The organism is Pseudomonas aestuarii, assembly GCF_027988105.1.
GTDB classification, from domain to species: Bacteria; Pseudomonadota; Gammaproteobacteria; order Pseudomonadales; family Pseudomonadaceae; genus Aquipseudomonas; species Aquipseudomonas aestuarii.
Window position 1 is genome coordinate 61,683 of the sequence record NZ_JAQJZJ010000001.1, and the last position, 24,830, is coordinate 86,512.

Below are 24,830 nucleotides of genomic sequence, written 5' to 3' on the forward strand. Positions count from 1 at the left end.
ATGTCCAACATATCCCAGCATCCCGAACCTATCCGTGTCGCCCTGGTGGATGACCACGAGCTGGTGCGCGACGGCCTGCGCGCGCTGTTGACGGCCATGCCGCAGCTGGAGGTGGTGGGCGAGGCCAGCAGCGGTGCCGAGGCGCTGATCCTGGTCGGCCAGGTCCGCCCCGATCTGCTGCTGGTCGACATCGGCATGAAAGACATGACCGGCCTGCAGTTGACCGAGATCCTCTGTCGTCAGTATCCGGGCATGCAGATCCTGATTCTGAGCATGTACGACCACGCCGAATATGTGACCAGCTCGATTCGTGCCGGCGCGCGCGGCTACGTGCTGAAGGACTCCGCCTCATGGGAAATAATCGCCGCCATCGATGCGATTGCCGCCGGCGGTAGCTACTACAGCGCCGATCTGCTGGAAAAAACCGTGAGTCCGCCACCGACCGACGACGAGCTGACCCCGCGTGAACGCGAGGTCTTGCAGATGCTGGTGCAGGGGCTGAGCAACAAGGCCATCGCGCGCATGCTCGAGATCAGCGTGCGCACCATCGAAACCCATAGGCTCAGCATTCGACGCAAGCTGGGCGTCGATACGCCGGCCGGGCTGGTGAAATATGCACTGGAGCGCGGCTGGTTAAGCATCTGAGTTGCCCGCTGCCATAGCGGGGCGCGCTCCCGTGTGGCTAGTCCGCGGCCGCAAGGCCATTGGCCTGGAGCCACTCGAGTACCCGCTCACGTGCTTGTTGGGCCTGGTAGGCCTGCCAGGTGCGCTGAAGTTGCGGCAACTTTTCCAGCTCATAGTCGAAGGTGCGCAAGGGCCTGCGTCCGTTCAGGGCATGGCTGAGCAGGGTATGGGCGTGCGGATCGTGCAGGCTGAACAGGAAGGCCTCGCGCATGGCCAGAAGTTCGTCCAGCCCCAAGGGATCTATGGCCAGGTAGCGGTCAGGCTGAACGGTGTATTTTTCTTCGCTTCCTGGTGCAGGCGCACCCGCGGCGATGCGCAGCACCGTGCCACTTTCAAGGTCGAGGTACTGCTCGGCATCGTCCTGGCTGAGCAGGGCCTGTTCGAGGCGCTGTAGATCGATGGTCAAGGGGCGCATGGCAGTTTGCTCCGGCTGGAAACTGCTTGACCATAACGCCGCGGCGACGCCATTGCACCATGTCGCGGTTCCCGCCCCGGCCCGGATAGGCGCTCAGGCTTGCCGGGCCAGAGCCTCGGCGACGAAGTCGAGACGGTCCTGGCCAAAAAACATCTCGCCGTCGACGAACAGTGTCGGGGCGCCGAACACGCCCCGCCGGATCGCCTCCTCCGTGTTGTCTTTGAGTCGCTGTTTGACCGCCTCGTCGCTGACCAGTTGCTTGAACTCGGCAGGGTTCAAACCGGCGCCACGCAGAACCTGCGCGACTACTTCGCGGTTGCCGAGGTTCTGCTGCTGCACCCAGATCGCTTCGAAGACCGCTCTGACATAGGGCTGGAAGGCCGCGCTGTCGAGGTAGCCGGCGGCGCCGCGCATCAGCTGCAGGGTATTGATCGGGAAGTACGGATTGAACGCCAGCGGCACGTCATAGCGTTGGGCGAAACGGGCCAGGTCCTGCAGCATGTAGCGGCCCTTGGCCGGGATGGCCACGGGCGACTGGTTGCCGCTGGCCTTGAATACGCCGCCGAGCAGCATCGGCCGCCAGGTGATCTGCGCTCCGGCTGCCGCGGTGATCCGTGGCAACTGGCTCCAGGCCAGATAGCTGGCCGGGCTGCCGAAGTCGAAGAAGAACTCTACCTGTTTGCTCATTGGTTTTTCCTGCTGGTTGGGGCTCTGGATAGGTCAGGGCTACTGGATGGCAGGCTCGGGCTATCAGAAGGTTTCCGTCCAGGGGCGAAGATCCAGTTCATGCACCCAGCAGTCGCGCGGCTGGCAATGGATCTGCCAGTAGGTCTCGGCGATATGCGCGGGGTTGAGGATGCCGTCCTGCTCCTTGCGCTGGTACAGCTCGGGGAAGCTCTCGCGGATAAAGGCGGTGTCGATGGCGCCGTCGATGATCGGGTGGGCGACGTGGATGCCCTGCGGCCCCAGTTCGCGGGCCATGCTCTGGGCCAAGGCGCGCAGGGCGAACTTGGCACCGGCGAAGGCGGAAAAATTGGCTCGGCCACGCAGGGAGGCGGTGGCGCCGGTGAAGATGATGCTGCCGCGAGCGCGTGGCAGCATGACTTTCGCCGCTTCGCGACCGGTGAGGAAGCCGGCCAGGGCGGCCATTTCCCAGACCTTGCGATAGACCCGCTCGGTCGTTTCGGTGATGGAAAACTGCACGTTGGCGCCGATATTGAACACCACGGCCTCCAGCGGGCCGACCTCGCGCTCGATACGGGCGAACAGTTCGATCACCTCGGTCTCTACCCGCGCATCGCAGCCGAAGGCGCGGGCTGTGCCGCCCTCGGCCTCGATAGCCTCAACCAGCGGCGCCAGCTTGTCCGCGTGGCGACGGGCCACGCAGGCGACATAGCCCTCGCGGGCGAAGCGCTTGGCGATGGCGCCGCCGGTGGCGTCGCCGGCACCCATCACCAGGATTGCTTTGCGTTCAGTCATTGCGCCTCTCCGTTAGTTCTGTTTCGGAACCTGGCTAGATAGTCGGTTCCATTTTGGAACTTGTCAAGCTAAGGTAGGCCATCGAACTTGGAGAACCGTCATGCGTTGGGAAGACCTCGAGCAACAACCCTGTTCCCTGGCCCGCACCCTGTCGGTGGTCGGCGACCGCTGGACCCTGCTGGTGCTGCGCGAATGTTTTCTCGGCATCCGGCGTTTCGACGAGTTCGAAAAACGCCTGGGCGTGACCCGCCATGTGCTGGCCGAACGCCTGAAAAAACTGGTTGAAGCCGGGGTGCTGGAGAAGGTGGCTTACCAGCAGCGGCCGCTGCGCGAGGAGTATCGGCTGACCACCAAAGGCCGTGATTTCTATCCGGCGCTTCTGGCCCTGGTCAACTGGGGCGATCGGCATATGAGCGGGGCCGAAGGTGCGCCGATCCGGCATATTCACCGCAGCTGCGGCAGCCCGATGCACGGCGTATCGGTGTGCTCGGAGTGTGGCGAAGCGCTGCTGCCGGGTGATGTAGTGCTGGAGGAGGCGCCGGGGTTCGAGGGCCAACTGCTGCCGGCGCACTGGCAGCTCAGACAGACCGGGGGAAAATCTTAGTCCAGAGCAATCTGGGTGTGGATTCGACAACGTAGGGCGGACTCAGGAGCGCAGCGAACAGTCCGCCATTTTCGCAAAGGTGGCGTACTGCTTCGCGAGTACGCCCTACGCACTGTTGGCGTCAGGGCCTCATCGTAGGGGCGGCCGGACGGCGCTACACTTCAGTCGCGAAATTCGCGGATAAATCCCCTACCCAAGAGCGATACCCATGCAACAGGTATCCGGGATAGATCCTAGAACAGGCGCGCCAGCAAGGCGGTAACCGCCGTTTCCACCCGCAGGATGCGTTCGCCCAGTTGCACCGGTTGCAGGCCGGCCTTGTGCAACATCTCGACTTCGTAGGGAATCCAGCCGCCTTCCGGACCGATGGCCAGGGTCACGGCTTGGTCGACCGCCCGCGGGCAGGGTGGGTAGGCGCCAGGGTGGCCGACCAGGCCGAGGCTGCCGGCAGCCAGCGCCGGCAGGCGGTCTTCGACGAAGGGCTTGAAGCGTTTCTCGATGATGATTTCCGGCAGCACGGTATCGCGCGCCTGCTCCAGGCCGAGGATGAGCTGCTCGCGAATAGCCAGCGACTCGAGAAAGGGGGTCTGCCAGAAGCTTTTTTCGACCCGGTAGCTGTTCAGCAACACCACCCTGGGCACGCCCATGGCGCTGATCGTCTGCACGATGCGGCGCAGCATCTTCGGTCGCGGCAGGGCCAGCAGCAGGGTGATGGGCAATTTGGCCGGGGCCGGCTGGTCGAGCGCGACGCTCAGCTCGGCCTCGCTGGCATCCAGGCGCAGCAACTGCCCAGTGCCCATCAGGCCATCGAGGCGGCCGACGCGCAGGCTGTCACCCGCTTCGGCACGGTGCACGTCATGCAGGTGTTTGAGGCGGCGGCCACGCAGCAGCGCACGGTCCGCGGCCACGAAGTCGTCGTCTTCCAGCAACAGCAGGTTCACGGCTGAGGGGCAGGCGGCTGGTCGTTGGGTTCTTGCTCGGCGGCCTCTGCTTCTGCTTCTGCGTCTGTCTCGTGTTCGCTGCGGCGCTTGACCAGGGTGCCGCAGAGCAAGCCCGCCTCGAACAGCAGCCACATGGGCACGGCCAGCAGGGTCTGCGAGAGCACGTCGGGCGGCGTCAGGACCATGCCCACGGCGAAGCAACCGACGATGACATAGGGCCGGCCCTTGCGCAGGGCGGCGACATCGACGATGCCGACCCAGATCAGCAGGAAGGTCGCCACCGGGATCTCGAAGGCCACGCCAAAGGCGAAGAACAGGGTGAGGACAAAGTCCAGGTATTGACCGATATCGGTCATCATCTCCACACCTTCCGGGGTCACGCTGGCGAAGAAGCCGAACATGATCGGGAACACCACGAAGTAGGCAAAGGCCATGCCGCCGTAAAACAGCAGGATGCTGGAAATCAGTAGCGGGATGGCGATACGTTTCTCGTGCTTGTACAGCCCCGGCGCGATGAAGCCCCAGACCTGGTGCAGGATGATCGGTATCGAGAGAAACAGGGCGACCATCATGGTCAGCTTGAACGGTGTCAGGAAGGGGGAGGCCACGCCCGTGGCGATCATGGTCGCGCCTTCCGGCAGGTAAGCCCGCAGCGGTGCGGCGACCAGGGCATAGATCTCCTGGGAAAAGTAGAACAGCCCGGAAAACAGCAGCAGCACGGCGCCGACAATACGCAGCAGGCGCGTGCGCAATTCAGTCAGGTGCGAGACCAGGGGCATTTCCTGATCGTTGTCGGAAACTTGGCTCATGGTTGCGGACTTTTATCCTGGCTGGTGCTGGTATCTGTCTCGGCCTTGGGGGCCGCTTCGCTGGCGGGGGCAGGGTCGACCAGGCTGCTGAGGGGGGCGTTGACGCTCTGCTTCATCGCATTCATTTCGCGTTCAAGGTCGAGAATTTGCTCGTTATGCAATTGCCGGCGGATTTCATCCGCGCCGATCTCGCGCTCGACTTCAGCCTTGATCGCACTGAAGCTGCGTTTGATCCGGCCGATCCACAGCCCGGCCGTGCGCACGGCACCGGGCAAGCGGTCAGGGCCAAGTACCACCAGGGCGACCACGCCAATCAGCAACAGCTCGGTAAAGCCTATGTCGAACATGGCTTAGTCTTTCTTCGTCGGTTCTTCGACCTTGCGCGCCTGGGCGTCGATGGTCTGGCCCTTGTGCTCATCCACCGCCGGTTTGTCGCCGTCGTCGTTACCCATCGATTTCTTGAAGCCCTTGATCGCGTCGCCAAGGTCGGAACCCAGGCCTTTCAGGCGCTTGGTGCCGAACAGCATGACCACGATCAGCAGGATGATCACGAGTTGCCAAATGCTTATGCCACCGAAACCCATGATGCGTACTCCTCAGTAAGTGGTGGTTCAGGATTGCGGGCGTGCGGCTTTTTCCGCGTGCCCGGACAGGCCGAAACGACGATCCAGTTCGTCCAGCACTGCTTGCGGATGCTGGCCGAGGGCGGCAAGCATGATCAAGCTGTGGAACCACAGGTCGGCGGTTTCGTAGATCAGGTCGCTGCAGTCACCGCTGACGGCCGCGTCCTTGGCCGCGAGAATGGTTTCCACCGATTCTTCGCCGACTTTTTCGAGGATCTTGTTCAGACCCTTGTGGTACAGGCTGGCGACGTAGGAGCTGTCGGGCGCGGCCCCTTTGCGTGCTTCCAGGACGTCGGCCAGGCGGCTCAGGGTGTCAGTCATGGCTGTGTCCTTTGGCGTAGATGGCGTGCGGGTCTTTGAGCACGGCGTCGACGGTTTTCCAGGTGCCGTTGTCGAGCACCCGATAAAAGCAGCTTTGCCGGCCGGTGTGACAGGCGATGCCACCCAATTGCTCGACTTTGAGGATGATCACGTCGGCGTCGCAATCCAGGCGCAGTTCATGCAATTTCTGCACATGGCCGGATTCCTCGCCCTTGCGCCACAATTTTCCGCGCGAGCGTGACCAGTAGATGGCGCGCTGTTCGGCGGCGGTCAGGGCCAGGGCTTCGCGGTTCATCCAGGCCATCATCAGCACGCGGCCGGTTTGGTGATCCTGGGCAATCGCCGGCACCAGGCCGTCGCTGTTCCAGTTGATTTCGTCGAGCCAGTCGGTCATCGCTGCTTCCGCCCGTCACGGGCCTGTGGGATAGGGTTCTAGTGTGCCAGCGTGGCTGCGGTGTGGCTATCGGCGCATGACCAGATACATGCCGCCCGCGAGCATCGCCCAGCTTGGCCAGGCACCGAGGCTGAGCAGCAGGCCCTGGGTGGCCGCGCCGCCAATCAGCACGGTGCCGAGCAGGCGCGCCGGCCAATGCCCGTTGCTGTTGGCGGCGACGGGATTGCCGCGCGGCTGCTGGTTGAGGCGTTCCAGGGTATCGCGGGCCATCTGCGACAGGTGCGGCACCTGCTCGGCCTGTTGTTGCAGGTTGCGCAGCAGGTGCAGCGGGCTGACCCGGTCACGCATCCAGCGCTCGAGAAAGGGTTGGGCGGTGGTCCACAGGTCCAAGTCCGGGTAGAGCTGGCGGCCCAGGCCTTCGATGTTGAGCAGGGTTTTCTGCAGGAGAACCAGCTGCGGCTGCACTTCCATGTTGAAACGGCGGGCGGTCTGGAACAGGCGCAGGAGCAATTGGCCAAAGGAAATATCCTTCAGCGGTCGCTCGAAGATCGGCTCGCAGACGGTGCGGATGGCCGCCTCGAAATCGTTGACCTTGGTGTCGGCCGGCACCCAGCCGGAGTCGATGTGCAGTTGCGCCACGCGGCGGTAATCGCGCTTGAAGAAGGCCAGCAGGTTGCGCGCCAGGTAGTCCTGGTCTTCCGCGGTCAGGCTGCCGATGATGCCGCAGTCGATCGCAATGTACTGCGGGTTCCAGGGGGTGCGGGTGCTGACGAAGATGTTGCCGGGGTGCATGTCGGCGTGGAAGAAGCTGTCGCGAAACACCTGGGTGAAGAAGATCTCCACGCCGCGCTCGGCCAGCAGCTTCATGTCGGTGCGCTGGTCGGCGAGGGTGGTCAGGTCGGTGACCTGGATGCCGTAGATGCGTTCCATCACCAGCACCTTGGGGCGACACAGCTCCCAGTAAACCAGGGGTACGTAGAGCAGCGGTGAACCCTCGAAGTTGCGCCGCAACTGGCTGGCGTTGGCCGCCTCGCGCAGCAGGTCGAGCTCGTCGTAGATGGTTTTTTCGTAGTCGCCGACCACGTCCACCGGACGCAGGCGACGCGCATCGGCGGAGGCCTTCTCGGCCAGTTTGGCGAGCAGGAACAGCCAGGCCAGGTCCTGGCGGATCACCGGTTCGAGACCGGGACGGATCACCTTGATCACCACCTCCTCACCGCTCTTCAGTTGCGCGCCATGCACCTGGGCGACCGAGGCTGAGGCCAGCGGCTGGGCGTCGAAGCGGGCGAACAGATCGCCGACCTTGGCGCCGAGTTGTGCTTCGATCAGCGCTCGCGACTGTTCCGGGTCGAACGGCGGCACCTGATCCTGCAGCTTGGCCAGCTCATCGGCGATATCCATTGGCAGCAGATCGCGGCGGGTAGACAGCAGTTGGCCGAACTTGATGAAGATCGGCCCCAGTTCTTCCAGGGCCAGGCGCAGACGGGCGCCGCGCGACAAGTGCAGGGCCTTGCGTGGCAGCCAGCGCCACGGCAGGGCATGGCGCAGAATGCGCAGCCAGAGCGGCAGGGCTTGGGCGAACAGCAGGTCATCCAGTTGGTAGCGGATGACCACGCGTTGAATACGCAGCAGACGACGGACGGCGAGCAGCTTCATGCGTTGGACTTATGCGGTTGGATGAGGCGTTCGATGCGGGCATCGAGACGGTCGAGGTCGAGCTTGAGCCGGTCGAGTTCGGCGAAGCGGGCTTCGGCTTCGCGTTGGCCGACCAGGCTACGCGATTCTTCGTTGAGGTAGTCGGCCAGATTCAGGCGCAGGCTGTCGAGGGTCTTGCCGGTCCAGTTGGCCCGGCTGCGTATATGGCTGCCGAGCAGCTGGCTGGCGAGCGGGCCAAGCCAGCGAGACAGTTCATACTGCCAGTCCAGTTCGAGGTCCTGAAGGATCCCGGCCAGTTCCAGCAGGGCGGCGCTGTCACCGTCCAATTCGACCTGCGGGCTATGCAGTACCGCCGTTTTGTCCGTGCTGGTGGCCAGGCGCAACAGGCTCGCGGCGGGAGCGCGCAGGCGGCAGTCAGCCTCGCCGGCCCATTGCCCGGCCAGTTGCAGGCCTTCGCCGCTGGGCAGGATGAACAGCTGCAACGCCGGCGCCGTACAGTCCACTGCAATCACCCGGCCGCTCAAGCGTGCCAGGCGTGGCAGCGCCGTGCTGTCCAGGGCCAGCACCCGGTTGAGGCCGTGTTCGACGCCGGCCAGCAGGGCGGTGCTGAGCATCAGGGTTTGATGCCGCGGTGCAGGGCGACGATGCCGCCGGTCATGTTGTGGTAGGTGACGCGCTCGAAGCCGGCCTCGATCATCATGGCCTTGAGGGTGTCCTGATCCGGGTGCATGCGGATCGACTCGGCCAGGTAGCGATAGCTCTCGGCATCGTTGGTGATCAGCTTGCCCATCAGCGGCATGAAGTTGAACGAGTAGGTGTCGTAGACCTTCGACAGCAGGCTGCTCGACGGCTTGGAAAACTCCAGCACCAGCAGACGCCCGCCGGGTTTGAGCACGCGCAGCATGGAGCGGATGGCGTCCTCTTTATGGGTGACGTTGCGCAGGCCGAAGGCGATGGTCACGCAATCGAAATGATTGTCCGGGAACGGCAGCTTCTCGGCGTCGGCCTGGACGAAGCGCACGTTGCCGGCCACGCCGCGGTCGAGCAGGCGGTCGCGGCCGACCTTGAGCATCGATTCGTTGATGTCGGCCAGCACCACTTCGCCGGTGGGCCCGACCAGGCTGGCGAACTTGCGCGCGAGGTCGCCAGTGCCGCCGGCAATATCCAGCACCCGGTTGCCCGTGCGCACGCCGGATAGCTCGATGGTGAAGCGCTTCCACAGGCGGTGCATGCCGCCCGAGAGCAGGTCGTTCATCAGGTCGTATTTGGCCGCCACCGAATGAAACACTTCGGCGACTTTATCCGCCTTCTGGCTTTCCGGTACATCCTGGAAGCCGAAGTGCGTGGTGGGTTCGCTGTCGCTGTGCTTGCGCGGGTCGTTCATCTCGCCCTTACCTGAATATATAGAGAGGCTGATCAAAGTGGCGGCCATTCTAAACCGAAAAGGCCGCGCTGAGCTGAAAGGGCCAAACTGCAAGTAGCGTCAATGTGAAATGCCTGGCCACTCTATGCAGTGTGCAGTGTGCAGTGTGCAGTGTGCAGCGAGCGGCGGCAGCTTATTGCTATAGTCGCGCGACTTAAGGTCGCAGTTGGTCTGCTCAGGAGAAACGCCATGGCCAGAATTGAAGTGCAACGCCCCCATTCGCTGGGTCGCGAGGTCGCCCGGGAAAAAGCCGAGCAATTGGCCGAGCGCCTGGCCCGCGAGTACGCCGTGCGTTACAGCTGGAACGGCGACACCCTGGAATTCAAGCGCAGCGGTGCCGATGGTCGTATCGAGGTCGGCGAGGATCAGGTACGTGTGCAACTCAACCTTGGTCTGCTGCTGTCTGCCATGAGCGGCAGCATCAAGCGGGAAATCGAAGAGGTGCTGGATAAGAGCCTCAAGGCCTGAGCGGCGGTGAAAAACGCGCGCCTATTGCGGCCACCTGCGCACGCTCCCTGCTGGCGTTGTGTATGCGCGCAGGCTCGGCTGATGTTTTTTCGCGACTAGTATGTGGTTTCTAATTTTCCTCGATATCGTGTGTTCAAGCCTGCATTCCGTGGGCGTTTCCTCAAACCACTGCGCGTGAGGTGCACCATGTCGAAAGCTATCGTGAAGAAGAAGGTTGAAGTCGAAGATAAAGCCACCGTGCTGACCGACGTCAAAGTCTATGCCCGCAAGATCTGGCTGGCTGGCCTGGGCGCCTATGCCAAGGCCGGGCAGGAAGGCTTCGAGTATTTCAAGGAGCTGGTCAAGAGCGGCGAAAGTGTCGAAGAGCAGGGCAAGAAGCTGGTCAGCGAGCAAGTCGAGGCAGCCAATAGCCAGATCGACCAAGTCAAGAGCAACGTGACCGGCAACGTCAGTAGCGTAAAAGGTAAAGTCGAAGTACAGCTCGATAAAATCGAGAAGGCTTTCGACGCTCGTGTGGCCAGTGCGCTCAACCGTATCGGCATCCCGTCCCGGCAGGACGTTGCAGCACTCTCTGCTAAGCTTGATGAGCTGAGCGCGTTGCTCGAGCAAGTCGCGCGTACCAAATAAGGAGAACAGCATGGCCGTCAAAAAGAAAACCGAAAAGCAGACCAGTTCCTGGATCGGCGAAGTTGAAAAATACTCGCGGCAGATCTGGTTGGCAGGTCTGGGTGCTTACTCCAAAGTCAGCAAGGACGGCACCAAGCTGTTCGATACGCTGGTCAAGGATGGCGAAAAGGCCGAGAAGCAGGCCAAGAGCGAAGTCGAGAAGCAGGTCGATGCAGTGAAGTCCACTGTCGAGTCGAAGGTGGGCAGCACCAAGTCCAGGGTCGACGAAGTCAAGGACCGTGCGATCGGCAAGTGGGGCGAGCTGGAGGAAGCGTTCGACAAGCGTCTGAACAATGCCATTTCGCGTCTCGGCGTACCCAGCCGCAATGAAGTGAAAGCACTCAACGCCAAGGTCGAAAGCCTGACCAAGCAGATCGAGCAATTGACCGGTGTCTCAGTCAAATCGGTCAAGCCGGCAGCCAAGCCGGCAGCCAAAGCCGCTGCGAAGCCTGCAGTCAAAGCTGCGGCCAAACCGGCCGCTAAGGCTGCCGCCAAGCCTGCGACCAAGGCAGTTGCGAAACCTGTAGCCAAGGCTGTGACCAAGCCCGCCGCCAAGCCCGCCGCAAAAGCAGTCGCCAAACCGGCGGTCAAGCCTGCTGCCGCACCAGTGGCCGCTGAGCCAGCGGCCACTCCGGCGCCAGCGCCTGCCGCTACTCCAGCAACACCGGTCAGCCAGTCCTAAAGACTGACAGCGGTAACCACAAACGCCCGGCCTAGTGCCGGGCGTTTGCGGTTGTGTCTACGCTGGATTCAGCTGTGCAGACTCAGGTTTCCAGGTAGCGCTGTGCCAGGTGTTCGGCAGCGAAGCGTGATTCGCTGGTCAGGTGTGGCGCCACCAGCATCATCACCTGATAGACCACCAGCCGACTCTCGCCCTCGCGGCCGATGATGCGCTGATAGTCGAGAGAGAACAGCAGGGTCATGGTGATCTGCTCGACCAGCTGGCCGAGGGCATTGGTATCGCTGACCAGCTGTTTTTCCGCCTTCAGGCGCGCCAGCAGCGATGCCAGGGTGCGCTTCAAGGCGTTCAGCCAGTTACGGATGCCGCGTGCCAGCTTTGGCAGGCGCCCGGCCAGGTTGGACAGGTCCTGGAACAGGAAACAGTAGTGCGCCATGCGCTCGACGATCAGGTGCAGGAACAGCCAGTAGTCTTCGACATCCAGGCGTACGTCCTCTGGAGGGTTGAGCAGCGGCGCCAGTTCTGCCTGGAAGCGCTCGAGAAGACCGAGTATCAGCGGTTCTTTACCGTGGAAATGGTAATACAGGTTGCCCGGACTGATGCCCAGTTCATTGGCGATTTCCAGGACGGAGACGTTTGGTTCGCCTTGCTGGTTGAACAGCATCAGCGCGCATTCGAGGATACGATCGCGGGTTTTCATCCGGTCTTCTTATGCTGACAGGGGCGGCTGGAAAATAACCGGCCGAAGTGAGCTTCGGCCGGTGCTCGGTAACGTGCGCTGTTAGCGCACATGCACATAGGTGCCGGGGGCCGCTTCCATTGCGGGGTAATGCGGATTGCCCAAGGCTACACGGGTATCGCGTTGCTCGCCGGCGTGCTCCTGGATCCAGTTCAGCCACTGCGGCCACCAGCTTCCGTCGTGCTTCTGGGCGTCATGGTACCAGGCGCGCGGGTCGCCGCTGAGCTTGCCGCTCTCGAGGTAGTTGGCCTTGGGGTTGCCCGGCGGGTTGAGGATGCTCTGGATGTGCCCGCTATTGGACAGGATGAAGCGCTTGTCGCCGCCGATCAGCAGGCTCGAGCGGTACACCGCGTCCCAGGGGGTGATGTGGTCGTTGATGCCGGCGACATTGAAACTGTCGACCGTGACCTTGCGCAGGTCGACCGGTGTGCCGCAGATTTCCAGGCCGCCGGCACGGATCAACGGGTTGTGTTGGAAGAAGTCGATCAGGTCGCCATGCAGGGCGGCGGGCAGGCGGGTACTGTCGTTGTTCCAGTAGAGAATGTCGAAGGCCGGCGGCTGCTTGCCGAGCAGGTAGTTGTTGATCCAGTAGTTCCAGATCAGGTCGTTGGGGCGCATCCAGGCGAACACCCGGGCCATGTCGCGACCGTCCAGCACGCCTTGCTGGTAGGAGCGGCGCTTGGCCGCTTCCAGGGTTTTTTCATCGGCGAAAAGCATAGCCGGGCTGTCCAGTTGACTGTCCAGCAGGCTGACCAGATAGGTGGCGCTGGCGACCTTGCGCAGCTGCCGCTTGGCTTGCAGGTGCCCCTGCAAGGCGGCGATGGTCAGGCCGCCGGCGCAGGCGCCGAGCAAGTTGACATCCTTGCTGGCGGTAATCGCCCGACAGACATCGATGGCCTCCTCGACCGCCTGCACATAGCTCGACAGGCCCCACTCGCGATGACGTGCGTCCGGGTTGCGCCAGCTCACCACGAAGACCTGCAAGCCGTTCTTCAGGGCGTACTGGACGAAGCTCTTGTCGGGTGACAGGTCGAAGATGTAGTACTTGTTGATCTGTGGCGGCACGATCAGCAGCGGCCGCGCGAACTGCTTCTCGCTCATCGGCTTGTACTGGATCAGCTCCAGCAGTTCATTACGGAACACCACCGCGCCGGGGGTGGCGGCCAGGCTGCGGCCGACTTCGAAGGCCTGCTTGTTGACCTGGCTGGGCAGGCCGTCGTTGTGCAGCAGGTCGTCAAACAGATGGCCCAGACCTTTGAGTACGCTGCTGCCGCCACTGTTGAACAGTTCCTTGAGCGCCAATGGGTTGAGCAGGGTGTTGGTGGGGGACAGGGCATCGCCGAGGATGCTGACGACGAAGCGCGCACGGGTGCGATCGTCGGCGCTCATGTCGCTTTCCTCTATCCAGTTATCCAGCTGATGCTGCCAGGCCAGGTAGGCTTGCAGGCCGCGCCGGTAAAACGGATTGAGTTGCCAGGTCGGATCGGCAAAGCGCGAATCCCTCGGGTTGACCTTGTGCGGCGTGTCGCCGAGCAGGACGCGCCCCAGCTGTCCGCCCAGGGCCAGTGCGTGTCGGGCGCTGTGAACCGGCTGGCGCAAGCCCTGCAAGGCCAGGCTGCGCAGGGTGGACAGCATGTCTCTGGCACGTAGGCCAGCGACCGCGCTCTGGGCGTTCATCGAGCCGGCCGAGGCCGGGAGGTTGCGTGTCGAAGGTTGTTTGCGCATTGGGGCGACACTCCAAAACTATCCGTGATCAGGGAGCAGTACAGCAAGGCTTGTACCAAGAGGCTGCGGGTTCGCCGTCTAGACTAGCTCAGCCTGTCTCCAGGCATGTGGCTGCGTGGACAACCTGGCGGCGGAATCCTCGGCTCTGCACCAAGATGGGGAGGCCAGGGATCGTGCGTGCCCCACTCGGCCCTGTGAGCGTGAACCTATTGGGCTCGGCGGGCGAGGGTTATTTGCCCGCTGATCTGCGATCGTGAAACTTTCGGCTGCCGTCGCGACGGCCGCGCCCAGGCGGCGGGCAACGCCAGCAGCGGCGTGAGTATTTTGCTGCATACCCCCGCTTTTCACGCAGCGCAAGCATGCTGCGGGCGTTCGTCGAGGACCGGAGTCGCGAGCAATTTTCAGCGTCTCTCGGTGCGGCTCAGTTCTGGCGAGCAGGGGCAGGTTGGGGGTGCATCACTGCCGGCTGGCGCTCTTCGGCGAGGAATTTCATGATCAGCGGTGCCACTACGCCGGCACGCGTCACCAGGAACAGGTGACCATCGTCGATTACATGCAGATCGGAGTTCGGGATGCGCCAGGCCAGCAGGCGCATGTTGATCAGCGGGATCAGCGGGTCGTCGTCGCCGGCCAGCACCAGGGTCGGTTGGCGGATCTTGTGCAGCCAGTGGATGCTGGTCCAGCCAAGGCCGGCGAACAGCTGCCAGTAGTAGCCCATCTTGCCGCCCGAACGCACCTTGCTGGCATGTGCCAGGGCCAGCTTGGGGTCGCGGCGGAAGGCGCCACCATAGATGTCCGGAGCGATCTGCACGCCATAGGATGGCTGCACATAGCGCCGCGGGCTGGCCATGCGCCAGAGCACTTTGGGCTTGCCCGGTACCATCACCGCACCGGCCGAGGTGGCCGCCAGCACCAGCTTCTTGCAGCGTTCCGGGTAGTCATGGGCGAACTGTTGTGCCAGGGCGCCGCCCCAGGACACGCCGATTACATTGACCTGACCGTAGTCCAGGTAATCCAGCATGCGTGCTGCCAGTTTGGCCAGTCCAGGGAAGCGGTACGGGGTGCTGGGAGTCGAGGAGCCCCCGACCCCTGGCACGTCGAAGGCGATCACTTCGAGATCGCTGTCGAGCGCTCGAACGAAGGGCATGACCAGTTCCAGGTTGGCGCCGATACCATTGAAAATCAGCAGCGGCGCCATCTTTCCACTGCCGGGACGAACGGCGGTACGGATGGTTTGACCATCCAGGTCAATGGTGCGGAATACAAATGGTAACGACATGCGCGCAAGCCCTATGAATGAAAACACTGGGTGAGACCGTCCCGGTCACGCCCAGAACAAACCTGGTCGCCCACGTGGCCAATATGACGGTTGGGCGAGCGGCACTTCCAGGTGCCGCGGGCAGCGGTGCGCAGGGCGCAGTCGATCAACGTTCGTGTACGTAGGTTCCAGGTGCTGGCTCGCCAGGCGGGAACTGTTTGTTGCCCAGCTTGGTCGGCGCTTTTTTGCTGGGGCCGGAGCGCTCGGTCAGCCACTTCTGCCAGTGCAGCCACCAGGAGTCGGTGTGTTTGGTTGCACTTGCCTGCCAGTCTTTCGGCTCGAAGGGCATTTCCGTGTTGGTCATGTAGCGCGACTTGGGATTGCCCGGCGGGTTGAGGATGCTCTGGATATGCCCGCTGCTGGACAGGACGAACTCGCATTTGCCGCCGAACAGGTGTACCGACCTGTAGCACGCCTCCCAGGGGGTGATGTGATCGGTGGTGCCGGCGAGGCAAAAGACGTCGCAGGTGACCTGCTTGAGGTCGATCGGCGTGCCACAGACTTCCAGCGCGCCGGCACGGATCAGCGGATTGGTCTTGAACATGTCGATGAACTCGCCATGCAGCGCGGCGGGCAGGCGGGTGGTGTCGTTGTTCCAGTGGAGGATGTCGAACACCGGCGGTTCGTTGCCGAGCAGGTAGTTGTTGACCCAGTAGTTCCAGATCAGGTCGTTGGGGCGCATCCAGGCAAACACCTTGGCCATGTCGCTGCCCTCGATAACGCCGGCCTGGTAGGAACGGCGCTTGGCCATCTCCAGGGTATTCTCGTCGGCGAACAGTGCGACCTGGGTGTCCAGTTTGTTGTCCAGCACGCTGACCAGCAGGGTCAGGGCGTGAACCTTGTGCTCGCCAAGCGCCGCATAGTGGCCGAGCAGCGAGGCAGTGGTCATGCCGCCGGAGCAGGCCCCGAGCATGTTGATGTCCTTGCTGCCGGTGATCGCGATGACCGCCTCGATGGCTTCCTTGAGCGCCTCGATATAGCTCGACAGGCCCCACTCGCGGTGTGCCTTGGTCGGGTTGCGCCAGCTGACCACGAAGGTCTGCACGCCGCTGCGCAACAGGAAGCGCGCCAGGCTCTTCTCTGGCGACAGGTCGAACACATAGAACTTGTTGATCTGCGGAGGCACCACCAGCAACGGGCGCTCATGCACCTGTTCGGTGGCCGAACTGTACTGGATCAGTTCCAGCACTTGATTGCGGAACACTACTGCGCCTTCGGTGGTCGCCAGGCTCTTGCCGACCTCGAAGGCCTTCATGTCGACCTGGCTGGGCATGCCGCCGTTATTGACAATGTCCTTGGCCAGGTGCGACAGGCCATCGAGCAGGCTCTTGCCGCCGGTCTCGAAGAAGCGCTTGACCGCTGCCGGGTTGGCCATGCTGTTGCTCGGCGCCATGGCGTCGATCATCAGGTTGATGACGAAGTGGCCACGGCTGGCGTCCTGTTCCGACAGATTGCTGTGCTCGACCCAGTCATGCAGCTCGTTGCGCCAGGCCAGGTAGGTTTGTAGATAGCGCTTGTACAGCGGATTCTGGCTCCAAGCCGGATCAGCGAAACGGCGGTCGCCACTCTCGGGCTGCAGCTCGGAATTGCCTAGCAGAACGTTCTTCAGCTCCACGGCGAAATGAGCGACGTGTTTGGCGCTGTGAAACGGTTGTCGGATGGCCTGGGTGAGCACCGTGCGTGCCGACGTAAGCAGGTCCTTGCTTTGGATGCCGACGATCGGGTTCAGGCCGAGAGTGTTCTCTGACGCTTGGCGTTTCAGATCATCATTGCTTTTTTCAGACATCTACGACGCTCCATTGTCCTGAGACGAATACCGGCGTGTTGCTGTGCAAGGCGACACGGGACGAGGGCCGGGTATTGCTCGGGTTACCGGGGGCGGAACTGATCCGCTTCTAAAATCTAAGCACCTGGCCTGGCCAAATGCAGGGAACCTGCCAGTTCCTTGGTTACCCGAGTTTGTTGATTTGCGCAAGCTTGCCGCGATACGGGCAAATGCGTGGTGAGTATGCCGAGATAGATTAGAAAGTGCGCTCTAACCTCGGCTAGCACGGTCTTGCAGGTGGACCCGACCGCCCGTTGCAGGCGGCTGGGTCCGGTGCAGAGGCTCTGGCTCGGCTGTTGGGCTAGAGCATCAGCTTGACCACGAACTCGTCGGGGTCGCGGGATTTTCCGGCAGCCGCGAGCGCGGCCAGGTAGTCGGCCCATAAACGATCCTTATGAGTGGCCAGTTCATACAGATAGTCCCAGCTGAACAGGCCACTGTCGTGGCCATCGTCGAAGCAGAGCTTCAGGGCGTAATTGCCGGCCGGCTCGACGCCGCTCAGGGCGACGTGCAGCTTGCCGGTCTGCAGGATCGGCTTGCCATGGCCTTGCACCTCGGCCGAGGGTGAGTGCACGCGCAGGAACTCGGCAGTCAGGCTGTAGCTTTCGCCGGCGTACTGCAGTTCCAGGGTGCGCGATGCTTTGTGCAGTTTGACGGCGCTGGGAATGTGCATCATTGATGCCCCGCTGTTGTAGGCGCCTGCTTGCGGTGATCCGGCAAGCAGGCGCCTACAGGTTGGCTGTTGAGTTAAAGAATATAACGCGAGAGGTCTTCATCCTCGGCCAGTTCGCCGAGGTGGCCATTGACGTAGTCGGCGTCGATGCAGATCGGCTTCTCGTCATGCTGGGCGGCCAGGTCACCGGCGCTGAAGGACACTTCTTCGAGCAGCCGTTCGAGCAGGGTGTGCAGGCGGCGCGCCCCGATATTCTCGGTCTTCTCGTTGACCTGCCAGGCGATCTCGGCGAGACGCTTGATGCCATCTGCGGCGAACTCGATCTTCAAACCCTCGGTATTCAGCAGGGCAATGTACTGCTCGGTCAGAGAGGCGTGCGGTTCGGTGAGAATGCGCTCGAAGTCTTCCGGCGACAGCGCCTTGAGTTCGACGCGGATCGGCAGGCGGCCTTGCAGTTCCGGCACCAGGTCGCTCGGCTTGCTCAGGTGGAAGGCGCCGCTGGCGATGAACAGGATGTGGTCGGTCTTGATCATGCCCAGCTTGGTGTTGACCGTGCAGCCTTCGATCAGCGGCAGCAGGTCGCGCTGCACGCCTTCGCGGGAGACGTCGGCACCCCCGACATTGCCACGCTTGGCGACCTTGTCGATCTCGTCGATGAAGACGATGCCGTTCTGCTCCACCGCTTCGAGGGCCATGGCTTTCAGCTCTTCCTCGTTGACCAGGCGCGCGGCCTCTTCGTCGCGAACCAGCTTCAGCGCTTCCTTGACCTTGAGCTTACGGCTCTTGGTCTTGCCCTTGCCCATGTTGGAAAACAGGTTCTGCAACTGGCTGGTCATCTCTTCCATGCCCGGCGGGGTCATGATCTCGATGCCGGCGGGACTGTCGGCCACCTCGATGTCGATGTCCTTGTCATCCAGCTGGCCTTCGCGCAGGCGCTTGCGGAACAGTTGACGGGTATTGGAGTCGCCGCTCGGCGTCGGGTCTTCATTGAAGCCGGCGCGCGGTGGCGGCAGCAGGGCATTGAGGATGCGCTCTTCGGCGGCGTCTTCGGCGCGGTGACGAACCTTGATCATCTCCTGCTCGCGCAGCATCTTGATCGCGGCATCGGCCAGGTCTCGGATGATCGACTCGACATCGCGGCCCACGTAGCCGACTTCGGTGAACTTGGTTGCTTCGACCTTGATGAATGGTGCGCCGGCCAGTTTGGCCAGGCGCCGAGCGATTTCGGTCTTGCCAACCCCCGTCGGGCCGATCATCAGGATGTTCTTCGGGGTCACTTCGGCACGCAACTCCAGCGGCAGCTGCATGCGCCGCCAGCGGTTGCGCAGGGCGATGGCCACGGCACGCTTGGCGTCATCCTGGCCAATGATGTGGCGGTTGAGTTCGTGAACGATTTCGCGGGGCGTCATGGGCATGGCAGGCGGCTCCGAACGGGACTCGGCTCAGATGGCCGAGTCCAGTTCCTCGATAGTCAGATTCTGATTGGTAAAGACACAAATGGAGGCGGCAATGTTCAACGCCTTTTCTGCGATTTCGTGGGCCGACAGCTGCTCGGTGTTCTGCAGCAAGGCCATGGCCGCCGCCTGGGCGAAGCCGCCGCCGGAGCCCATGGCGATCAGGCCGTGTTCCGGCTCCACCACATCGCCATTGCCGGTGATGATCAGCGAGGCATCCTTGTTGGCCACTGCGAGCATGGCTTCCAGACGGCTCAGCGAGCGATCGGTGCGCCAGTCCTTGGCCAGTTCGACGGCGGCGCGCACCAGGTGGCCCTGGTGTTTTTCCAGTTTGCCTTCGAAGCGTTCGAACAGGGTGAAGGCATCCGCGGTGGCGCCGGCAAAACCGGCCAATACCTGGCCGTGATAGAGCCGGCGAACCTTTTTCGCATTGCCTTTCATCACGGTGTTGCCGAGGGAAACCTGGCCGTCGCCGCCCATGACGACTTTGCCGTGGCGGCGTACTGAAACAATGGTGGTCAAGGGGAAGTCTCCACGCAGCGGGGCGAAAATGCCCAATGCTGATTCAAATGGGGGGGCGTGGGGGCGTTTTCAACCTGTGGTGGATGATTCTCGACCAAACACCGTGGTCGCGGCTGTAACAGCAGATTGCCGAGGTGCGGGCGTGGGGCCCCGACAGGCTCCCGGCGAGCCTGTCGGGGTGAGGGTCAGCGGCTCTGCCGTTGCTGCAGGAGCAGATTGCTGAAGCCGTTGGCCGACAGGGCTTTTTGCGAGGTGGCGAGTTGCTCGCGGTTGGCGAAGGGACCAACCAGCACGCGGTACCAGGTCTCCTTGCGCACCGTGCCGGACTCCACCCGCACGTCCTGGCCGAGCAGGATGATCTGCGCCCGAACGCCTTCCGCATCATCCTTGCGCCGGAACGAGCCGGCCTGGAGGAAAAACTGGGTGCTCACTGGCGCCTGGGCGACGGCGGGCGCTGGTGCTACGGGCGGTGCGGGTGGCGGCGTTTCGCCGTTGAGTGCGGCCAGGGCGCGCGCGGCGTCGATCTTCGCCGCCTGTTCCGGCGTCACCGCGGGTTGTGTGGGGGGCGGCAGGGCGTCTGGCGGCACTATGACTTCCGACTCGGGCAGCAGGGTGTAGAAGTCGTACTTGGGCTTGGTGGGCGCCTGCGTGCTGGGTTTCGGCTTGGGCTTGCTGCTGGCGCGCGCCGTCTCGGCCTTGTTGCGTTTGACCTCGTCGCCACCTGGCTGCAGGTTCATCAGCAGCATGACGAATACGCCGACGACCAGGCCGCAGGCCAGCCAGATCCAGCCCGGCACGGGTTTCTTCGCCGGTGCCTTGTAGCGGCTGGCGCCGCGTTTCACCGGGGGCTTCTTGCGCGCTGCCACTTACATGCGCTCCAGGGTTTCCAGGCCGAGCAGTTCCAGGCCCTGTTTGAGCGTGCGACCGGTCAGGGCGGCCAGGCGCAGGCGGCTCTGCTGGGTAGCCTGGTCCTCGGCGGTGAGGATCGGGCAATGTTCGTAGAAGCTGGAGAACAACCCGGCCACATCGTACAGATAGGCACAGAGCAGGTGTGGTACGCCTTTGTCGGCGACGTTGTTCAGTACTTCGCCGAATTGCGCCAGTTTGCCGGCCAGAGCCAGTTCCTGATCGGCTTCCAGGAGGATCTGCCCCTCGATGGTGCTGTTGCCCAGTTTGCGGAACACGCTGGCCACCCGGGTGTAGGCATACAGCAGGTAGGGTGCGGTGTTGCCCTCGAAACTGAGCATCTGCTCGAAGTTGAAGCTGTAGTCGCTGGTGCGGTGCTTGGACAGGTCGGCGTACTTCACCGCACCGATGCCAACGGCATGGGCGATGCTGCGCAACTCGCTTTCATCCAGCTCCGGGTTCTTGCCCTTGACCAGGCTGTAGGCGCGCTCTTCGGCCTCGTCGAGCAGGTCGATCAGTTTGACCGTGCCGCCATCGCGGGTCTTGAACGGCCGGCCATCGGCGCCGTTCATGGTGCCGAAGCCCATGTGTTCGAGCTGCATGCCTGCATGGACGAAGCCGGCGCGGCGCGCCACCTCGAAGGCCATCTGGAAATGCAGGGCCTGGCGCTGGTCGACGAAATACAGCGCGCGGTCGGCCTTGAGCGTCTCGCTGCGGTAGCGCATGGCGGCCAGGTCGGTGGTCGAATACAGGTAGCCGCCGCCGGCCTTCTGCACGATCACCGGCAGCGGTTTGCCTTCGGCATTCTTGTATTCGTCTAGGAATACGCACTGGGCACCGTCGCTCTCGCTGAGCAGGCCCTTGGCGCGCAGGGCCTCGATGATGTCCGGCAGCTCGGCGTTGTAGGCGCTCTCGCCCTTGACGTCGGCCGGGGTCAGCTTGACGCCCAGGCGGTCATAGGCTTTCTGGCAATGCGACAGGGAAATCGCGTTGAAGCGGTGCCACAGGCGCATGCATTCGGCGTCGCCGGCTTGCAGTTGCACCACCAGCTCGCGGGCGCGCTCGGCGAACTCGGCGGAGTCGTCGAAGCACTTCTTCGCCGCGCGGTAGAAACCTTCCAGGTCGGCCAGTTCGCTCTCGGCAGCGGCCGGGTTGGCCTCCATAAAGGCCAGCAGCATGCCGAACTGGGTGCCCCAGTCGCCGACGTGGTTTTGCCGAATCACCTGGTCGCCGAGAAATTCCAGGACCCGGGCCACGGCGTCGCCAATGATGGTCGAGCGCAGGTGGCCGACGTGCATTTCCTTGGCCAGGTTCGGCGAGGACAGGTCGACCACTACGGTCTGCGCGGCGCCGGCCTTGCGCACGCCGAGCTTGGCGTCGGCCAGCAGGGCGTCGAGGCGCCCGGCCAGGGCCTGGCTGTTCTGGTAGAAGTTGAGAAAGCCGGGGCCGGCGATTTCGACCTTGCTGATCTGTTCATCGCTGGGCAGCGCGGCGATCAGTTTTTCGGCCAGCTCGCGCGGCTTCAAACCGGCCGGCTTGGCCAGCATCATGGCGATATTGCTGGCGAAATCACCGTGGCTCTTGTCCTTGGTGTTCTCCACCTGGATCGTCGGGCTCAGGCCCTCGGGCAGCACGCCTTCGGTCGTCAGGCGGGTCAGGGCTTGCTGGATCAGGTGGCGAATGCTGTCTTTCATGGTCTGCTCGGTCGGCCGTTGAGGCGGCTGTGCCCTGAGGCGCTGGTTGAAAACGGGGCATTATCGGCGCCCTACGGCCGCTGCTTCAAGCTTTAAGCGGGTCGGCCGGGTTTCAGCTCGCGATGGATGGCGTGCACGGGACGCCGATGGATCGCTGTCCGCCCCGCCCTGCAAGGCTTGCGGCTTGCCGTTTAAAACAAATCTATCGGGTCGACATCCAGCGACCAGCGCACCGCGCGACCGCTGGGCATCTGCTCCAGCGCCAGCATCCAGGTGCTGAGCAGGTGGTGCAGTGGCGCGCGGGCGTTGGCTTGCACCAGGAGTTGGGCGCGGTAACGCCCGGCGCGGCGTTCCATCGGTGCCGGGACCGGGCCGAGCAGTTCGATGCCGCTCAGCTTGAGTTCATTCACGAGCAGTTCGGCTTCGCTGCAGGCCTCATCGAGAAAGCCTTCGGCCTGTCCCGGTTTGTGCGCCTCGGCGCGCAGCAGGGCCAGATGGCAGAACGGCGGCAGCCCGGCGCTGCGGCGCTCACTCAGGGCCTGCGCGGCGAAGGCGAAATAGCCCTGTTCGGTCAGTTGCACCAGTAAGGGATGGTCCGCCAGGTGGCTCTGGATGATCACCTTGCCGGGTTCTTCGGCGCGGCCGGCGCGGCCGGCGACTTGGACGATCAGCTGGGCCATGCGCTCGCTGGCGCGGAAGTCGGCGGAAAACAGCCCGCCGTCGGCATCCAGGATCGCCACCAGGGTCACGCGGGGGAAGTGGTGGCCCTTGGCAAGCATCTGGGTGCCGACCAGGATGCAGGGTTCGCCGCGCTGTACGGTATTGAACAGGCTGGTCATGGCCTCCTTGCGTGAGGTGCTGTCGCGATCCACGCGCAATACCGGCACCTGCGGAAAGAGAATGCCCAGGCGCTCTTCGGCACGCTCGGTGCCGGCGCCGACCGGGCGCAGGTCGACGTTGTTGCACTTCGGGCAGTTGCTCGGCTGGCGCTCGAGGTGTCCGCAGTGATGGCAGCGCAACTCGCCGGAGCGTTGGTGTACGGTCATCCGCGCATCGCAGCGCGGGCATTCCGACAGCCAGCCGCAGTCGTGGCAGAGCAGGGTCGGGGCGAAGCCGCGGCGGTTGAGAAACACCAGCACCTGCTGGCCTGCCGCCAGGGTCTGGGCGATGGCTTGCTGCATGGGGGCGGAAATGCCGGAGTCGAGCGGCCGGCTCTTCACGTCCAGGCGCAGAAAACGCGGTTGCTGGGCGCCGCCGGCGCGCTGGTGCAGGTGCAGCATGGCGTAGCGGCCGCTGTGGGCGTTCTGCAGGCTTTCCAGGGAGGGCGTGGCCGAGCCGAGCAGGATCGGAATGTTTTCCTGGTGCGCGCGCACCACGGCCAGGTCGCGGGCGTGGTAGCGCAGGCCTTCCTGCTGCTTGTAGGACGCGTCATGTTCCTCGTCGATGATGATCAGGCCGGGTCGCTGCATCGGTGTGAACAGTGCCGAACGGGTGCCGATGATGATGTCGGCCTCGCCGTCGCGGGCGGCCAGCCAGGCGTCCAGGCGCTCGCGGTCGTTGACCCCGGAGTGGAGCAGGGCAATTCGTGCGTTGAAGCGCCGCTCGAAGCGCGCCAGGGTCTGCGGGCCGAGGTTGATTTCCGGGATCAGCACCAGGGCCTGTTTGCCGGCTTCCAGGGTCTCGCGGATCAGCTGCAGGTAGACCTCGGTCTTGCCGCTACCGGTGACCCCGGCGAGCAGGTAGGCATTGAAACGGCCGAAGCCGGTGCGAACAGCTTCGGCTGCCGCGCGCTGCTCCGGGTTCAGGGGCAGCTCCGGCTCCGCCAGCCAGTTGAGGTGGCGTTCGCTGGCGGCATGCCGACGTATCTCGACGCGTACCAGGCCTTTATCGCGCAGCTGACCCAGGCTGTCCTTGTTCAGTTGCAGCTGGCTGAGCAGTTGATGAGCGACACCGTGGGGGTGCTGGGCGATGGTTTGCAGGGCCTCGCGCTGGCGCGGCGCGCGTCTCAGGCGCGGATCATCCAGCTGGGCGCCATCGACCAGGTGCCAGAAGCGTTCCTGGCGAACCTCCGCTGGCTCGCCCTGGCGCAGCAATACCGGCAGCGCCCAGCTGAGGGTGTCGCCCAGGCTGTGCTGGTAATACTGCGCCGTCCACAGGCACAACTTGAACAGCGCAGGCGGCAGCGGCGACTGGGCGTCGAGCAGTTGCAGGGCGGGCTTGAGCTTGCCGGCAGGAACCTCGCTGTGATCCGTCACCTCGATCAGAATGCCGATCAGCTCGCGCCGGCCAAAGGGTACGCGCAATCGTGCGCCCGGCTGCAGGGCGCTGTGCGGTACTCCGGGCGGCGCACGGTAGTCGAACAGGCGGCGCAGCGGCGAGGGCAGGGCAATGCGCAGAATGGCGTCGGGCACGCGGCGGGCTCCAGGTGGAAGGGCGCGATCTTAGCACGCGACCTGGCGACGGCCGGCGTCAGCAGTGGCTTGCGTCGTGGCCGGGCTCTGGTATCATCCCCGGCCTAATTCAGTGCGGTACTCGACAATAGTGTCGGGTGGCGGCATGTCAGCCCCGAGGAATACACCATGAAAGCCGATATCCATCCGAACTACGAAGCCCTCACTGCTACCTGCAGCTGCGGCAACGTGATCGAAACGCGTTCCACCCTGGCCAAGCCGCTGAGCCTGGACGTGTGCAATGAGTGCCACCCGTTCTACACCGGCAAGCAGAAAATGCTGGATACCGGCGGCCGTGTTGATCGCTTCAAGCAGCGTTTCGGCATGTTCGGCGCCAAGCAGTAAGTTTGCGCGCAGCGACG

28 protein-coding genes are annotated in these 24,830 nt (G+C 63.5%); 6 read left to right on the forward strand and 22 right to left on the reverse strand.

Features of this window, described 5'->3' with window-relative positions:
* Complete coding sequence (locus tag PH586_RS00285; RefSeq protein WP_271345772.1) at window positions 1-645, forward strand: response regulator transcription factor; 645 nt, start codon at window positions 1-3, stop codon at window positions 643-645.
* A gap of 37 nt (window positions 646-682) precedes the next feature.
* On the opposite strand, the gene PH586_RS00290 is transcribed toward PH586_RS00285, so the two are convergent.
* From PH586_RS00290 to PH586_RS00300, 3 genes are all read right to left on the reverse strand, one after another.
* Entirely contained in the window at window positions 683-1,099 is a 417-nt protein-coding gene (locus tag PH586_RS00290; RefSeq protein WP_271345773.1) for a UPF0158 family protein, read from the reverse strand.
* 93 nt (window positions 1,100-1,192) lie between these two features.
* A complete protein-coding gene (locus tag PH586_RS00295) occupies window positions 1,193-1,786 on the reverse strand; it encodes a 2-hydroxychromene-2-carboxylate isomerase (protein WP_271345774.1) in 594 nt (197 codons plus the stop codon).
* Window positions 1,787-1,849: 63 nt separating this feature from the next.
* Window positions 1,850-2,578: an SDR family oxidoreductase gene (locus PH586_RS00300; RefSeq protein ID WP_271345775.1), complete on the reverse strand. Its 729-nt coding sequence runs from the start codon at window positions 2,576-2,578 to the stop codon at window positions 1,850-1,852.
* Between the two features lie 100 nt (window positions 2,579-2,678).
* Between PH586_RS00300 and PH586_RS00305 the strand changes: the two genes are divergently transcribed.
* Window positions 2,679-3,182 (forward strand): winged helix-turn-helix transcriptional regulator, encoded by a 504-nt coding sequence (locus tag PH586_RS00305; protein ID WP_271345776.1) that lies wholly within the window; start codon window positions 2,679-2,681, stop codon window positions 3,180-3,182.
* A 233-nt stretch (window positions 3,183-3,415) separates the two neighbouring features.
* Here the strand turns inward: PH586_RS00305 and PH586_RS00310 are convergent, their stop codons facing one another.
* From PH586_RS00310 to ubiE, 9 genes are all read right to left on the reverse strand, one after another.
* Window positions 3,416-4,123, reverse strand: coding sequence for a 16S rRNA (uracil(1498)-N(3))-methyltransferase (locus PH586_RS00310; RefSeq protein WP_271345777.1), 708 nt, complete (start codon window positions 4,121-4,123; stop codon window positions 3,416-3,418).
* Window positions 4,120-4,932: a twin-arginine translocase subunit TatC gene (gene tatC, locus PH586_RS00315; protein ID WP_271345778.1), complete on the reverse strand. Its 813-nt coding sequence runs from the start codon at window positions 4,930-4,932 to the stop codon at window positions 4,120-4,122. Before tatC ends, PH586_RS00310 begins: the two co-directional genes overlap by 4 nt.
* Entirely contained in the window at window positions 4,929-5,279 is a 351-nt protein-coding gene (gene tatB, locus PH586_RS00320; RefSeq protein ID WP_271345779.1) for a Sec-independent protein translocase protein TatB, read from the reverse strand. Before tatB ends, tatC begins: the two co-directional genes overlap by 4 nt.
* A 3-nt stretch (window positions 5,280-5,282) precedes the next feature.
* Window positions 5,283-5,516 (reverse strand): twin-arginine translocase TatA/TatE family subunit, encoded by a 234-nt coding sequence (gene tatA, locus PH586_RS00325; protein WP_271345780.1) that lies wholly within the window; start codon window positions 5,514-5,516, stop codon window positions 5,283-5,285.
* 27 nt (window positions 5,517-5,543) lie between these two features.
* Window positions 5,544-5,876 (reverse strand): phosphoribosyl-ATP diphosphatase, encoded by a 333-nt coding sequence (locus PH586_RS00330; RefSeq protein ID WP_238040391.1) that lies wholly within the window; start codon window positions 5,874-5,876, stop codon window positions 5,544-5,546.
* Window positions 5,869-6,270: a phosphoribosyl-AMP cyclohydrolase gene (gene hisI, locus PH586_RS00335; RefSeq protein WP_271345782.1), complete on the reverse strand. Its 402-nt coding sequence runs from the start codon at window positions 6,268-6,270 to the stop codon at window positions 5,869-5,871. Before hisI ends, PH586_RS00330 begins: the two co-directional genes overlap by 8 nt.
* A 66-nt stretch (window positions 6,271-6,336) precedes the next feature.
* Window positions 6,337-7,926 (reverse strand): ubiquinone biosynthesis regulatory protein kinase UbiB, encoded by a 1,590-nt coding sequence (gene ubiB, locus PH586_RS00340; protein WP_271345783.1) that lies wholly within the window; start codon window positions 7,924-7,926, stop codon window positions 6,337-6,339.
* A complete protein-coding gene (locus PH586_RS00345; RefSeq protein ID WP_271345784.1) occupies window positions 7,923-8,540 on the reverse strand; it encodes a ubiquinone biosynthesis accessory factor UbiJ in 618 nt (205 codons plus the stop codon). The genes ubiB and PH586_RS00345 overlap by 4 nt, the downstream gene beginning before the upstream one ends.
* Window positions 8,540-9,310, reverse strand: coding sequence for a bifunctional demethylmenaquinone methyltransferase/2-methoxy-6-polyprenyl-1,4-benzoquinol methylase UbiE (ubiE, locus tag PH586_RS00350; protein WP_271345785.1), 771 nt, complete (start codon window positions 9,308-9,310; stop codon window positions 8,540-8,542). The genes PH586_RS00345 and ubiE overlap by 1 nt, the downstream gene beginning before the upstream one ends.
* Window positions 9,311-9,538: 228 nt before the next feature.
* On the opposite strand from ubiE, the gene PH586_RS00355 reads away from it, so the two are divergent.
* The 3 genes from PH586_RS00355 to PH586_RS00365 all read left to right on the forward strand — a co-directional run bounded on the left by PH586_RS00355 (window position 9,539) and on the right by PH586_RS00365 (window position 11,165).
* Window positions 9,539-9,817 carry a polyhydroxyalkanoic acid system family protein gene (locus PH586_RS00355; RefSeq protein WP_271345786.1) on the forward strand — a complete coding sequence of 93 codons (279 nt, stop codon included), beginning with the start codon at window positions 9,539-9,541 and terminating at the stop codon, window positions 9,815-9,817.
* 186 nt (window positions 9,818-10,003) lie between these two features.
* Entirely contained in the window at window positions 10,004-10,444 is a 441-nt protein-coding gene (locus PH586_RS00360; protein WP_271345787.1) for a phasin family protein, read from the forward strand.
* A 10-nt stretch (window positions 10,445-10,454) separates the two neighbouring features.
* A complete protein-coding gene (locus PH586_RS00365) occupies window positions 10,455-11,165 on the forward strand; it encodes a phasin family protein (RefSeq protein ID WP_271345788.1) in 711 nt (236 codons plus the stop codon).
* Window positions 11,166-11,247: 82 nt separating this feature from the next.
* Here the strand turns inward: PH586_RS00365 and PH586_RS00370 are convergent, their stop codons facing one another.
* From PH586_RS00370 to PH586_RS00415, 10 genes are all read right to left on the reverse strand, one after another.
* On the reverse strand, window positions 11,248-11,862 hold the full coding sequence (locus PH586_RS00370) for a TetR/AcrR family transcriptional regulator (protein ID WP_271345789.1): 615 nt from the start codon (window positions 11,860-11,862) through the stop codon (window positions 11,248-11,250).
* Window positions 11,863-11,943: 81 nt separating this feature from the next.
* Window positions 11,944-13,626, reverse strand: coding sequence for a class II poly(R)-hydroxyalkanoic acid synthase (phaC, locus tag PH586_RS00375; protein ID WP_271345790.1), 1,683 nt, complete (start codon window positions 13,624-13,626; stop codon window positions 11,944-11,946).
* Between the two features lie 421 nt (window positions 13,627-14,047).
* A complete protein-coding gene (phaZ, locus tag PH586_RS00380; protein WP_271345791.1) occupies window positions 14,048-14,905 on the reverse strand; it encodes a poly(3-hydroxyalkanoate) depolymerase in 858 nt (285 codons plus the stop codon).
* A gap of 145 nt (window positions 14,906-15,050) precedes the next feature.
* Window positions 15,051-16,730 carry a class II poly(R)-hydroxyalkanoic acid synthase gene (phaC, locus tag PH586_RS00385; protein WP_271345792.1) on the reverse strand — a complete coding sequence of 560 codons (1,680 nt, stop codon included), beginning with the start codon at window positions 16,728-16,730 and terminating at the stop codon, window positions 15,051-15,053.
* A gap of 340 nt (window positions 16,731-17,070) precedes the next feature.
* Window positions 17,071-17,442, reverse strand: coding sequence for a DUF971 domain-containing protein (locus PH586_RS00390; RefSeq protein WP_271345793.1), 372 nt, complete (start codon window positions 17,440-17,442; stop codon window positions 17,071-17,073).
* Window positions 17,443-17,516: 74 nt separating this feature from the next.
* The gene (hslU, locus tag PH586_RS00395) at window positions 17,517-18,857 is read right to left on the reverse strand and encodes an ATP-dependent protease ATPase subunit HslU (protein ID WP_271345794.1); all 1,341 of its coding nucleotides are present in this window, start codon (window positions 18,855-18,857) and stop codon (window positions 17,517-17,519) included.
* Between the two features lie 27 nt (window positions 18,858-18,884).
* Window positions 18,885-19,418 (reverse strand): ATP-dependent protease subunit HslV, encoded by a 534-nt coding sequence (gene hslV, locus PH586_RS00400; RefSeq protein ID WP_271345795.1) that lies wholly within the window; start codon window positions 19,416-19,418, stop codon window positions 18,885-18,887.
* A gap of 185 nt (window positions 19,419-19,603) precedes the next feature.
* Window positions 19,604-20,284, reverse strand: coding sequence for an SPOR domain-containing protein (locus PH586_RS00405; RefSeq protein WP_271345796.1), 681 nt, complete (start codon window positions 20,282-20,284; stop codon window positions 19,604-19,606).
* Entirely contained in the window at window positions 20,285-22,018 is a 1,734-nt protein-coding gene (gene argS / locus PH586_RS00410) for an arginine--tRNA ligase (RefSeq protein ID WP_271345797.1), read from the reverse strand.
* Between the two features lie 191 nt (window positions 22,019-22,209).
* Window positions 22,210-24,429, reverse strand: a complete 2,220-nt coding sequence (locus tag PH586_RS00415) for a primosomal protein N' (protein ID WP_271345798.1) — start codon at window positions 24,427-24,429, stop codon at window positions 22,210-22,212.
* 168 nt (window positions 24,430-24,597) lie between these two features.
* On the opposite strand from PH586_RS00415, the gene rpmE reads away from it, so the two are divergent.
* Window positions 24,598-24,813: a 50S ribosomal protein L31 gene (gene rpmE, locus PH586_RS00420; protein WP_238040374.1), complete on the forward strand. Its 216-nt coding sequence runs from the start codon at window positions 24,598-24,600 to the stop codon at window positions 24,811-24,813.
* The last annotated feature ends 17 nt before the right edge of the window (window positions 24,814-24,830 follow it).

Bases quoted from the DNA above. Each gene is read 5' to 3' on its own strand.
- tatA (WP_271345780.1), bottom strand. From the start codon at position 5,516: ATGGGTTTCGGTGGCATAAGCATTTGGCAACTCGTGATCATCCTGCTG.
- PH586_RS00330 (WP_238040391.1), bottom strand. From the start codon at position 5,876: ATGACTGACACCCTGAGCCGCCTGGCCGACGTCCTGGAAGCACGCAAA.
- hisI (WP_271345782.1), bottom strand. From the start codon at position 6,270: ATGACCGACTGGCTCGACGAAATCAACTGGAACAGCGACGGCCTGGTG.
- argS (WP_271345797.1), bottom strand. From the start codon at position 22,018: ATGAAAGACAGCATTCGCCACCTGATCCAGCAAGCCCTGACCCGCCTG.
- rpmE (WP_238040374.1), top strand. From the start codon at position 24,598: ATGAAAGCCGATATCCATCCGAACTACGAAGCCCTCACTGCTACCTGC.
- tatB (WP_271345779.1), bottom strand. From the start codon at position 5,279: ATGTTCGACATAGGCTTTACCGAGCTGTTGCTGATTGGCGTGGTCGCC.
- tatC (WP_271345778.1), bottom strand. From the start codon at position 4,932: ATGAGCCAAGTTTCCGACAACGATCAGGAAATGCCCCTGGTCTCGCAC.
- PH586_RS00365 (WP_271345788.1), top strand. From the start codon at position 10,455: ATGGCCGTCAAAAAGAAAACCGAAAAGCAGACCAGTTCCTGGATCGGC.
- PH586_RS00295 (WP_271345774.1), bottom strand. From the start codon at position 1,786: ATGAGCAAACAGGTAGAGTTCTTCTTCGACTTCGGCAGCCCGGCCAGC.
- PH586_RS00370 (WP_271345789.1), bottom strand. From the start codon at position 11,862: ATGAAAACCCGCGATCGTATCCTCGAATGCGCGCTGATGCTGTTCAAC.
- phaC (WP_271345790.1), bottom strand. From the start codon at position 13,626: ATGCGCAAACAACCTTCGACACGCAACCTCCCGGCCTCGGCCGGCTCG.
- PH586_RS00290 (WP_271345773.1), bottom strand. From the start codon at position 1,099: ATGCGCCCCTTGACCATCGATCTACAGCGCCTCGAACAGGCCCTGCTC.
- PH586_RS00360 (WP_271345787.1), top strand. From the start codon at position 10,004: ATGTCGAAAGCTATCGTGAAGAAGAAGGTTGAAGTCGAAGATAAAGCC.
- PH586_RS00285 (WP_271345772.1), top strand. From the start codon at position 1: ATGTCCAACATATCCCAGCATCCCGAACCTATCCGTGTCGCCCTGGTG.
- hslU (WP_271345794.1), bottom strand. From the start codon at position 18,857: ATGCCCATGACGCCCCGCGAAATCGTTCACGAACTCAACCGCCACATC.
- ubiB (WP_271345783.1), bottom strand. From the start codon at position 7,926: ATGAAGCTGCTCGCCGTCCGTCGTCTGCTGCGTATTCAACGCGTGGTC.
- phaZ (WP_271345791.1), bottom strand. From the start codon at position 14,905: ATGTCGTTACCATTTGTATTCCGCACCATTGACCTGGATGGTCAAACC.
- PH586_RS00300 (WP_271345775.1), bottom strand. From the start codon at position 2,578: ATGACTGAACGCAAAGCAATCCTGGTGATGGGTGCCGGCGACGCCACC.
- PH586_RS00355 (WP_271345786.1), top strand. From the start codon at position 9,539: ATGGCCAGAATTGAAGTGCAACGCCCCCATTCGCTGGGTCGCGAGGTC.
- PH586_RS00345 (WP_271345784.1), bottom strand. From the start codon at position 8,540: ATGCTCAGCACCGCCCTGCTGGCCGGCGTCGAACACGGCCTCAACCGG.
- PH586_RS00390 (WP_271345793.1), bottom strand. From the start codon at position 17,442: ATGCACATTCCCAGCGCCGTCAAACTGCACAAAGCATCGCGCACCCTG.
- phaC (WP_271345792.1), bottom strand. From the start codon at position 16,730: ATGTCTGAAAAAAGCAATGATGATCTGAAACGCCAAGCGTCAGAGAAC.
- ubiE (WP_271345785.1), bottom strand. From the start codon at position 9,310: ATGAACGACCCGCGCAAGCACAGCGACAGCGAACCCACCACGCACTTC.
- PH586_RS00305 (WP_271345776.1), top strand. From the start codon at position 2,679: ATGCGTTGGGAAGACCTCGAGCAACAACCCTGTTCCCTGGCCCGCACC.